The organism is Pseudooceanicola aestuarii (assembly GCF_010614805.1).
In the GTDB taxonomy this organism is placed as follows: domain Bacteria; phylum Pseudomonadota; class Alphaproteobacteria; order Rhodobacterales; family Rhodobacteraceae; genus Pseudooceanicola; species Pseudooceanicola aestuarii.
In genome coordinates, this window is sequence record NZ_JAAFZC010000005.1 from 108579 (window position 1) to 119268 (window position 10690).

11 protein-coding genes are annotated in these 10690 nt (G+C 58.6%); 8 read left to right on the forward strand and 3 right to left on the reverse strand.

Annotated features, from left to right (window positions below):
• Positions 1-8 precede the first annotated feature (8 nt).
• Together G5A46_RS18850 and G5A46_RS18855 are read right to left on the reverse strand one after the other, a co-directional pair.
• Positions 9-773 carry a MauE/DoxX family redox-associated membrane protein gene (locus tag G5A46_RS18850; protein ID WP_204318810.1) on the reverse strand — a complete coding sequence of 255 codons (765 nt, stop codon included), beginning with the start codon at positions 771-773 and terminating at the stop codon, positions 9-11.
• 12 nt (positions 774-785) lie between these two features.
• Entirely contained in the window at positions 786-1622 is an 837-nt protein-coding gene (locus tag G5A46_RS18855) for a DUF305 domain-containing protein (RefSeq protein WP_012187184.1), read from the reverse strand.
• Positions 1623-1801: 179 nt separating this feature from the next.
• Here G5A46_RS18855 and G5A46_RS19885 point away from each other — a divergent pair, with 179 nt between their 5' ends.
• The 4 genes from G5A46_RS19885 (at position 1802) to G5A46_RS18875 (ending at position 5105) form a co-directional block, all read left to right on the forward strand.
• Positions 1802-2383, forward strand: coding sequence for a L,D-transpeptidase (locus G5A46_RS19885; RefSeq protein ID WP_012187183.1), 582 nt, complete (start codon positions 1802-1804; stop codon positions 2381-2383).
• 125 nt (positions 2384-2508) lie between these two features.
• Positions 2509-3771 (forward strand): multicopper oxidase family protein, encoded by a 1263-nt coding sequence (locus G5A46_RS18865; RefSeq protein ID WP_121068488.1) that lies wholly within the window; start codon positions 2509-2511, stop codon positions 3769-3771.
• Between the two features lie 113 nt (positions 3772-3884).
• Positions 3885-4397 carry a disulfide bond formation protein B gene (locus G5A46_RS18870; RefSeq protein ID WP_476705206.1) on the forward strand — a complete coding sequence of 171 codons (513 nt, stop codon included), beginning with the start codon at positions 3885-3887 and terminating at the stop codon, positions 4395-4397.
• 42 nt (positions 4398-4439) lie between these two features.
• Positions 4440-5105 (forward strand): L,D-transpeptidase, encoded by a 666-nt coding sequence (locus tag G5A46_RS18875; RefSeq protein ID WP_012187180.1) that lies wholly within the window; start codon positions 4440-4442, stop codon positions 5103-5105.
• A gap of 76 nt (positions 5106-5181) precedes the next feature.
• On the opposite strand, the gene G5A46_RS18880 is transcribed toward G5A46_RS18875, so the two are convergent.
• Positions 5182-5793, reverse strand: a complete 612-nt coding sequence (locus G5A46_RS18880; protein ID WP_163852071.1) for a hypothetical protein — start codon at positions 5791-5793, stop codon at positions 5182-5184.
• Between the two features lie 343 nt (positions 5794-6136).
• Here G5A46_RS18880 and G5A46_RS18885 point away from each other — a divergent pair, with 343 nt between their 5' ends.
• From G5A46_RS18885 to G5A46_RS18900, 4 genes are all read left to right on the forward strand, one after another.
• A complete protein-coding gene (locus G5A46_RS18885) occupies positions 6137-6745 on the forward strand; it encodes an EF-hand domain-containing protein (protein WP_239521103.1) in 609 nt (202 codons plus the stop codon).
• Positions 6746-6886: 141 nt separating this feature from the next.
• On the forward strand, positions 6887-7273 hold the full coding sequence (locus G5A46_RS18890) for a DUF302 domain-containing protein (protein WP_007803435.1): 387 nt from the start codon (positions 6887-6889) through the stop codon (positions 7271-7273).
• Between the two features lie 105 nt (positions 7274-7378).
• The gene (gene lgt / locus G5A46_RS18895) at positions 7379-8299 is read left to right on the forward strand and encodes a prolipoprotein diacylglyceryl transferase (RefSeq protein WP_027238585.1); all 921 of its coding nucleotides are present in this window, start codon (positions 7379-7381) and stop codon (positions 8297-8299) included.
• Between the two features lie 135 nt (positions 8300-8434).
• A partial coding sequence (locus G5A46_RS18900; protein WP_420821368.1) for a copper-transporting P-type ATPase occupies positions 8435-10690 on the forward strand: 2256 nt, incomplete at its 3' end.

Genomic DNA, 10690 nt, shown 5'->3' on the forward strand with positions numbered 1-10690 from the left:
GCTGTACCTCAGAACCAGATCGCGCGGACCGGCATCCAGATACCCATGAAGATCATCATCAGGTTTTCCGTCAGCGAAATGAACCCCAGCGGGACGGAACTGTCACCGCCGACGCAGGCGCATTTCAGCTCTCTCTTGTCGATATAAACAGCCTTGAACACGCTGACAGCGCCGACCGTGCCGATAAACAGGGCGACAGGCGCCGAGAGCCACAGCAGCGCGCCGGCAGTCATCAGGACACCTGCCAACGCTTCGCCGACCGGGTAGACCTTGCCGTATCGCACCCATTTGCGCGCCAGCAGATCGTAGTTGAGGAACATCGTCGAAAACCCTTCGACATCCTGCAATTTCTGGATCGCGAGAATGGTCATGGACAGCGAAATGAACCATTCGAACCCCCGCAAGGTAAGGACCGACCCGTACTGGTGCCAAGACAGGCCCAATGCCAACAGCGCGGCAACGGAAAAGATCGCGATGACCGGCTGGTAGGTCGTGTCGCTTTGCTCTTCCTCGGGTGGGTCAATGTCGAAAAACACCCTGAGATCATCGTAACCGCCGATCCGTTCGTCCCCGATGAAAGTCTGCGGCGTCGTCTCGACCCCGTGCTTCTCCATGAAAGCATCGGTGTCTTCACGGGTGTCAAGCGGATGGTCTTCCACCTCGAAGCCTTGCCGCTCCAGCAGGTCTTTCGATTTCAGACCGTAGGGGCAGACATGGCCCGGCATGACCATGCGATAAAGCTGCGCGGATTTACTGTCTGTGTCGCGGGGCATGTCCTTTCCTCCTTATCCGCTGCACGTAAGTTGACCACGGAACCCGGCTTCGTAGTCGGTTCCCGCGCTGACGATCAGATCGGTCAGGTCACCGTTCGTCTCTGCGATCTCGGCCGACAGCGGGCCTTCAGAAAATGCATTTTCGCCCTGCGCATTCAGGCGCACCAGATCACCGCTGATCTTCATTGCGGCTGCAGACCCTTCGCCGGTTTCACCAGTCACCAGTACAGCCGGACTGTCCGAGGTGTAAGCAAAGCGGCAATTTCCGCCATTCGGGAACACCGCAGCGATTTCGTCTTCCGTCAGAAACTCAGGATCGACCTTCGACACGACCTCCGTTTGAAGCGCCTGTTGCGCATCCACAACCTGCGCCGGCGTTTCGCTTCGCGTGGCCGATGCTTCGCCGTTTGCTCCAATGTCAGCAATAAGGTAGCGCATTTCGGCGATTTCCTTGTCCTGCGCATAGATAATGTCGTCTGCGAGCCCCCGGACGCGCGGGTCGGTGATCTCGGCACGAGTCGACGTCATGATGGCGATCGAGTGGTGCGGGATCATGGCGCGCATGTAGGACCTGTCCTGCACCGTGAATTGCCCGCGAACCAGCCAGAGGCTCGCCGCGAAAAGGACTATTGCGCCAACGAAAATCGCGATGTTGGCTTTGGTGTTCTGATACATGGACAACATGTACGCCAACATGATCACGGCCATGGTCGCCCCCATCAGGATGGCCATGTAAAGGCGTGTCTCCGAAAAGAAGATATGGCCCCAAAGATAGGTGTTCAGGTACATCAGAACGAACATGACCACGGTCGATGTTCCGATCATCATAAAGAATCGTGAGTAGTGCATTTCCAGTCACCTCCTTGCAGTTCTCTGTAAAACAACAACATTCCAGCGCTGGAGAGTTCCAAAAGCACGCATTTTCGTAGTTTCAAGGCAACAAAGGCGCGTCGTTTGCCCCGGTTCACGGCTTCTTTTCTTTGCCCCTGACGCGCACTGAATTTTCATGGGTCCGAGGAGATCGCGCCATGCAGAATTTCACGAGACGAGAATTGATTTGTGCCGGAGCGATGGGTTGCTTTCTGCCCACAACTGCCTGGGCCCACAAAGTCAAATTGCCCGAACGGTTCGAACCACAATTGGTAAACACCCGTCGTGGTGACTGGGTTAAAGGCGATGTCCACGTCGTTCCCGACGATTTTTTCCTTTATTTCATGCTCGAGGACGGGATGGCGATCCGCTACGGGGTCGGGGTAGGGCGCAAAGGTTTGTACGAACCCGGAGAGTTCACGGTAGCGCGCAAGGCCAAATGGCCATGGTGGCGGCCAACGAACGCCATGATCCGGCGCGAGCCACGCAAATACGCAAAGTACAAGGATGGACTGAAAGGCGGGCCAAACAACCCGCTCGGGGCCCGCGCGCTCTATCTCTACGATGCCGAGGGACGCGATACCTATCTTCGCATTCATGGAACGAACGCCCCGGAGACAATTGGGTCTGCCGTGTCGAATGGATGCGCGCGGTTGACGAATGAACATGTGAAGGATCTGTACGAACGCGTTGAAATCGGCGCCCGCGTCTTCCTGTATCCCAAAGTGACAACGGCGTGAGGAGTGTTCTGTCGCCTTGAAGTTCCTCTTCCGGAAATGGCACAAGTGCGGCAGTTGGCGAAAGCCAGTCTATCATTCATGAGGTGACGGAATTGTCTTTGAGCCGGAGGTCTTTCCTTGGCGGGATGACCGTTGCGCTGGCTGGTACCCGCTTGCCAGCAGCGACACACGAGTTGATCCTCGCGCCCCAATCGATCAAGGCGCACCTTGCTGGGTACGACGTGTCGATGTTGGGCTTCAACGGTGGTCTGCCGGGCCCAGAAGTCAGAATGCGACAAGGACAAACCGCCCGCATTACCCTCGATAACCGATTGGAGGAGGGCGCTCTCGTTCACTGGCATGGGTTGCGGGTTCCAAATCGGATGGATGGTGTCAACGTCCTCACTCAGGATGTGGTCATTCCGGGCGACTCGTATCGTTATCAATTCGGCGTCCCGGATGCCGGCACGTATTGGTATCACTCGCATTACCTGTCTTACGATCAGGTCAGCCGCGGTCTTTTCGGCGCCTTCATCGTCGAGGAGCAAAATGCGCCGGCTGTCGACCATGACATCGTTGTTCAGTTCTTCGATGTCTTGTTGGATCAGTCCGGACAGTACGACGAAGGGTTCAACCCGGCTCATTTCGCGACCGAGGGCCGTATCGGCAATACGGTCACGGCGCTTGTTTCCAATGGAACCAGCAAGAATGTGAGACAAGGCGACCGCCTGCGCTTGCGCCTGATAAATCCCTCTATCGACAGGGTTTACCGTGTCGGGCTGGACGGTCTGGCAGGCAAGATCGTTGCACTGGATGGTATGCCCCTGGCGCAGCCACAGACACTCGAACCCATCCTCCTAGCTCCGGGGCAAAGATGCGATGTGATTGGTGATGCGACCGGGCCTATTAGATTTGACGACAGCTTTGGAGAGCGGACGTTGAGCCTTGGCGAAATCGCTGTTTCCGGCTCTCGTGAGCCTGCGAAAGCGCCCATCACCGCGTTGCCCGCCAACCGAATGCCCGCCCCGCAAGACCCCGGCCAAACCGCGGAGCTGGTGCTTCAGGGAGGTGCGGGAAGCGCGTCCCACAACGGCACAGGGACGTGGGCGCTCAATGACGTATCGGGCCTGCCTCGAACCCCTTTCCTATCCGTCGCGCAGGGGACGACCGCGCGCATTTCGATCCGCAACGAAACCGGGTTTCCACACGTCATGCATCTGCATGGCCACCATTTCTGGGAACTCGATGCGGCGGGGAAAGCCGGTCCATACCGGGACTCGACCTATCTGGATATCGGCGAGACGCGGGATATTCTCGTCGTCTTGGGCAATCCGGGATCCTGGATGCTGCATTGCCACATGTTGAGCCACCAAGCCGACGGTATGGCAACGTGGATCAGAGTCGGCTGAGGGTCGAGACGGATACATACCGTTACAAATCTCTGAATGATAACAGGCCTTTCGCCGTCTACGTAACCTGACAAGCGAGAAACAGGTCCATCGACTGCCAATGGGAGCGTTCATTGACCCTGACACCAAAATCTCTCGGCATGACTGCGGCGGCAGGATCAGCCGCCTTGCTGTTGGGGGCCTTCGTTTTCCAGGCTCTTGGGTACGCGCCGTGCGCAATGTGCATCTGGCAACGCTACCCACACGCAATCGCCATTGGAATGGGCGCTCTGTTGCTCTTTGCTCTGCCGATTTTGCCAATCCTGATAATCGGTGCCCTGTCGGCACTCAGCACATCCGCGTTGGGAGTGTTTCATACCGGTGTCGAGCGCGGCTGGTGGGAGGGACCGACTTCTTGCACGGGATCCGGCCTCGATGTTTCCCAAATGTCGGTATCGGAATTGCTGCCCTCTGCCAGTTCAAATGCGTCCAATCTTGTTCTGTGCAGTGAGGTTGTCTGGGAATTTCTGACGTTGTCCATGGCGAGTTGGAACGCGATCCTAAGCGGTGTCCTTGCTTGCCTCTGGTTGGTCGCGATCGCAAGACATCAAAAGGTTCGGTGGCATGGGGTCGCGGACGTTTCTTGAATCGTCCCGCATTCATCGAAAACAAACAAAGGGCTTCGCTTCATGGTTACAAGACGACACTTCCTTGCACTTTCCGGCTCGCTGTTTTCAGCTTCTCTGAGTTCGCCAGCATTCGCTAAGACCTGGCCGTCAACAGCCGAAAAAGCAGCTTGGGATGCGCAGATCACGCCCGCCAACTATGACCCGGCAACAACCAACCCATGGGGGCTGCATCCCAGGCTGCTGCCGCAACGCGTTTTGGCGAATGACGGTTTGCGCCCGGGTGACATTCACGTCGATGCGATCGCGCGCTATCTGTACCATATCGAGGAAGGTGGCACCGCGATGCGATACGGGGTGGCGATTGCCAAGGGCGATCTCTATGAACCCGGCACCTATACGATCCGCCGAAAGGTCGAATGGCCGCACTGGACGCCAACGCAGTCAATGATCGAACGCGATCCGGAGGCTTACGAGCGGTTTGCCGACGGTATGGAGCCCGGCCCCAACAATGCCTTGGGCAGCAGGGCTTTGTATCTATTCGTCGGAGATCGGGATACGTACCTTCGAATTCACGGAACGCCGAGCCCTCGCAGCATTGGCGGCCGGGCCAGTTCGGGATGCGTGCGCATGGTGATGGCCCACATCAATGATCTCTATCCGAATGTCGCTGTCGGATCGACGGCGTTCCTTTACTCGGCCGAAGACAGCGTTACCGCTCGAAGCTAACCTATTGCATCTTTGGCTCACACGCCGAGGACTGCGTCGTGCAGGGACATCTTCCAATGAATTGTTGGACGAACACTCACGGCTGTGTCGCAAGTGAACTTTCGAACTGTGCGATCGCTACGGATTTGTCGTCCTCATCGTTCTCGAACAGCTTTGTGGTTCGCAGGCCCGGCAACTTGCCAAAATCCGCCATCAGGCGCTTTGGAAAAAATGTGCGTCCGATGGATTCAAATCCTGGTAATTGTCTGAGTACCGCGGAGGTACTGGCACTACAAAAACCGGAAGCGGCTGGGCCGCTGGCAATTGCAAGCCGCAAGGCCTGCTCCGCGACTTCGGGGGACACATCGATCTCTTGTATGACGACGTGGTAGGTCTCCCGTGCATGAGCCCGTGCGTAAAAATCGGCCACTTGTGGAGTAATGCCATAAAGCACATCTCCCCGTTCCAGTACCGCGCTCAGCCGGACCGTTCCTGCCGGATCGAAGATAACGCGCTGCGACCCATTGATCATGACGCTGCTATGCGCACCCGCCCCGGATCTGTTGCTGATCATGGTGTACAGCGTCAGCGCAGCCGGTCCGTCGTGACGGTAGGATGCACTACTGATGACTTCGGCTGAAGCATCAGGGCGCATGTCGTTTCCTGCACCGCACCCCGCCAAAATCACCACGGTTAGAACTGAGAAAATGCGATTGGAAAAGCGCACCTTGCAGCCTCCTGCCATGAGTTGAATGACTGAATTTTCGGGATATTCAGGACCTCTAGCAATCTCGACATCAACTCTTCCGGATTTCACCTCTACCGAAACATGGGTTCGGTTTCGGTTGGTATACGGATCCTCGACACCTTTTTTTCTGGATATCGCATGTTTCAGATGAAGAGGAGCGTTCGCCCCGAATTGATTTGTCGCAATTTGTAACAGACCCCGCCTTTGTGACCTCGCGATACAAAACACCGGCTCGCGTGGCATTCCGCATCTGCAGGTGCCCCCCATATGCTGGGTATCGCAACACTGACACGAGGTGATCGAAATGAAACGCAACACTTTACTCGCTGCAATGACCCTGGCTGCAACCGCCCTTGGCGGTGCCGCATTCGCGGACGCCAACCACGGGCGTGGGGGACAATTTGGCGCCCAGAGCGGACCAGGCATGATGCAGAACGGTGGTCCCGGTATGATGGGGAACATGGGCGGAATGATGGACATGATGAAGCGCATGCACGGAAACATGATGGGCGCAGGCATGATGGGCGCAGGCATGGGCAGTGGTATGATGAGCCCAGGCATGGCTGGCGGCATGATGCAAATGTTCGACACTGATGGAGACGGCACAACGACGCCGGAAGAAATGCGCACGCAGCTGGAGGCCAAGCTTTCCGAGTTTGACAGCGACGGGGATGGAAGCCTCTCGATTACTGAATTTGAAGCTCTCCACAGCGCGATGATCCGCGAAATGATGGTGGATCGCTTCCAACACCTCGATGCCGATGGCGACGGCGCGGTGACGCCGGAAGAGATGGCCGCTCCTGCCGATAGGATGGAGCGGATGCAGATGATGCGGTCGAATATGGCAGATGCGCCTGCGCGGCCTGGCAACGGTCAGGGCATGGGCAACGGCTCCATGATGCAGGACAACTGAGCCAATGGGTGCCGGTTTTTTTTCCGGCACCCGTCCTCACAACCCCAAAACCATTCGCGGTCGGGACATTGAACCGAACCGCGACCTGAACCGTTTAGCCTCGGTATGCCAACAAATAGAGACACGGAAAGGAAAATTCCCATGGCCTATACCTATGATCGCGTCCTGAAAGACACCAAAATCGATGACGCAGAGATGCGTGTTCGGGATGCTTTGGCAGACAAGGGCTTCGGCGTGCTGACTGAGATTGACGTCAAAGCGACGATGAAAAAGAAACTTGATGCGGACATGCCGCCTTACCGCATCTTGGGGGCCTGTAATCCGGGCATGGCGCACAAAGCCATCGAGATCGAGCCTCGCATCGGTGCGATGCTTCCCTGCAATGTTATCCTGCGGCAACTGGACGGCGACACCGAGGTCAGCGCGGTCGATCCTGTCGCTTCGATGCAGGCGGTGCAGAACCAAGACCTGGACGCGGTCGCCGGCGAAGTCCGCGATCTCCTTCGGGACGCCCTCGACACCGCGTGATGGCGGGATGGGCGTTGGATGCCCTGTCGCAGATCGAGCGCCTTTAGCGGTGCTCGATCAATGCCATCTAATCCCCACGTAAATTCCTGATGAGGAACTCACCCAGTGCTGCCAGCGGGATTGCCATTTCCGGATATTGGAACCGACCTCTTCTCCTTCGACATCGGGGGGGTCACATTCGCACTCCGCTGGTACGCGCTAGCCTATATCTTCGGTATCCTGATTGGCTGGCGCATTTGTTCGAGTGCCATAAGCCGTCCCGCGCTCTGGACGTCAGCTGGACCGCCGCTTGACCGAACGCAGATCGAAGATCTTCTGACGTGGATCATCATCGGCGTGATTGCTGGTGGTCGCCTGGGCTTTGTACTGTTCTACCAGCCCGCATATTATCTCGCCAATCCCTTGGAAATTCTGATGGTCTGGCAAGGCGGCATGTCTTTCCACGGGGGGTTCGCGGGAGTTGTCATCGCGGCCTTGCTGTTCTGCCTTAGACAGAACGCGTCATTGCTCAGCACTGGCGACTTGCTGGCTTTGGCAACACCACCAGGCTTGTTTCTTGGAAGGCTGGCGAACTTCACCAACAATGAGTTGTGGGGGCGGCCGACGGACGTTCCCTGGGCGGTGATCTTTCCCGGCGAAGTCGCGCAGGCCTGCCCAGGGGTTAGCGGCCTCTGCGCCCGACACCCGTCCCAGCTGTACGAGGCGGTATTGGAGGGGCTCATTCTTGGAATACTGCTCATTTATCTCGCTTGGGGCCGGGGCTGGCTGAAAATGCCCGGTGCCTTGGCTGGCGTGTTTCTGACCGGCTATGGTCTTGCCCGAAATTTCGTCGAGATGTTCCGGCAACCGGACCAGCAGTTCGTGACGGAAGATAACCCAATTGGCCATGCGCTCCACTTTGGTGAGTGGGGTTTGACCATGGGCCAGTTGCTCTCCATGCCAATGGTGCTGGTCGGGCTGGCGTTGATCGTGTTCGCCCGGCGGGAACGGGGCCGGACAGCGCCACCCCGCAGAGCCGCAATGTAATCGCCGTACTGATCTCTCTTGACCCTCCTGTGGATGGAAGCCCCAAGCAAGAGAAGCATTCTCGGAAAGGACCGCAAAATGAGCACCCCCGACAGTTCTGAAACCACAGCAGCTTCCTCGGTATTCGTTTGCCCCATGCACCCTGAGGTGCGGCAGTTTGAGCCCGGCAAATGTCCGAAATGCGGGATGCACCTCGTGCCGGAATCGGAGCTCGAGGTCCATTCAGCACATGATCATCACGACCACCACGCAGGTGCCGCACCGGCGGATGGCCGATATGATCTGGTTCCTACAGGACATGATGGTCCCATTTACACCTGCCCGATGCACCCTCAGGTGCGGCAGCCTGATCCGGGCGCGTGTCCGATCTGTGGTATGGGATTGGAACTGGAATCCGGTGTGCCCGGCGATGAAGGTCCAAATCCCGAACTGGTAGATTTCACACGGCGGTTCTGGGCCGGCACAGTCCTGACGATCCCGCTCCTTGTCCTCACGATGGGGCCATTCGTCGGTTTCCCCGCAGTCCGGACGTTTTTTGGCGAAAGCACTACACAATGGATCGAATTGATCCTGGCAACGCCAGTGGTCTTGTGGTGCGGCTGGCCGTTTCTGGAACGCGGATGGATTTCGTTCCGCACATTGAACCTCAACATGTTTTCCCTGATCGGCATGGGCGTTCTAGCCGCCTGGCTCTTCAGCGTCGTTGCCGTTCTCGCACCGGACATGTTCCCTGATGGGTTCCGAGACTCCGAAGGCCATGTCGGCGTCTACTTCGAGGCGGCGGCGGTGATCGTGACGCTCGTGCTGCTCGGTCAGGTGATGGAATTGCGCGCACGTGAAGGAACCGGCAAGGCGATCCGTGCGCTACTCGATATGGCCGCCAAGACCGCGCGGGTCATGCGGGACGATGGCTCCGAAGAGGAGATCCCGCTCGAGGACGTACAGGTCGGCGACCGGCTGCGCGTACGGCCCGGTGACAAGGTGCCTGTCGATGGCGTGGTTCTGGACGGCCGGTCCTCGATCGACGAAAGCATGATCTCCGGTGAACCTGTGCCGGTCGAGAAGACCGAAGGCGACCCGGTAACCGGTGCGACGATCAACGGCACTGGCAGTCTAGTGATGGAGGCGACGCGTGTCGGGTCCGACACGATGCTGGCTCAAATTGTCGAGATGGTGTCGAACGCGCAGCGCTCGCGCGCCCCGATCCAGAAATACGCCGACAAGGTGGCGGGATATTTCGTTCCGGCCGTCATCGGTATCGCGGTCCTGTCCTTCATCGCCTGGGCGATCTGGGGGCCCGCGCCTGCGCTTTCCTACGCATTGATTTCGGCGGTGGCGGTTCTGATCATCGCCTGTCCTTGTGCGCTTGGCCTGGCGACACCGATGTCGATCATGACAGCGACAGGACGGGGCGCTCAGGCAGGGGTGCTGATCAAGAACGCCGAGGCGCTGGAGCGGTTCGAGAAAGTCGATACCCTGATCGTCGACAAGACCGGCACGTTGACCGAAGGCAAGCCGCGGCTTGTCGACGTACTCCCGCAACCCGGCCACGACGAAGCCGAGGTCTTGCGTCTCGCCGCATCGCTTGAGCGCGGATCGGAGCACCCCTTGGCCGAAGCGATCGTCAGGGGTGCGGAGGAGCGAGATGTCAAAATGGACGAGGCACGGGACTTCGAGGCGGTCACTGGCAAGGGCGTCAAGGGGGTCGTTGACGGCAAAGCGGTCGCGCTCGGCAATTTGGCGATGATCCGCGAATTGGGGCTCGAGGCGGGCGCGTTGACCGCCAAGGCCAATGCCCGCCGCGACGAAGGCGAGACGGTCATGTTCGTTGTGCTGGATGGCGAGATCGCCGGTCTAGTTGCTGTCGCCGACCCAGTGAAGGAGACCACGCCAGAAGCCATCGAGGATCTGCATGAACTGGGGTTCCGCGTCATCATGGCGACCGGCGACAACGAACGCACGGCCAAGGCCATCGGCACGCGGCTCGGAATCGATGAGATCCGGGCCGACGTGCTGCCGGAGGACAAGGCGCGGATCATCCTTGAGTTGCAAGAGGCGGGCCACAAGGTCGCCATGGCCGGGGATGGCGTCAACGACGCCCCCGCGCTCGCGCAGGCCGATGTCGGCATCGCCATGGGCACCGGCGCCGATGTGGCCATCGAAAGCGCGGGCGTCACGCTGGTCAAGGGCAACCTTGATGGTATCGTGCGTGCGCGGCGGCTCGCCCGGGCCACGATGCGCAACATCCGCCAGAACCTGTTCTTCGCGCTGATCTACAACGCCTCCGGCGTGCCGGTCGCGGCGGGAGTTCTGTTTCCCTTCTTTGGCATCCTCATCAGTCCGATGTTTGCTGCCTTCGCCATGAGCGCGTCGTCAATCTCGGTGGTGCTC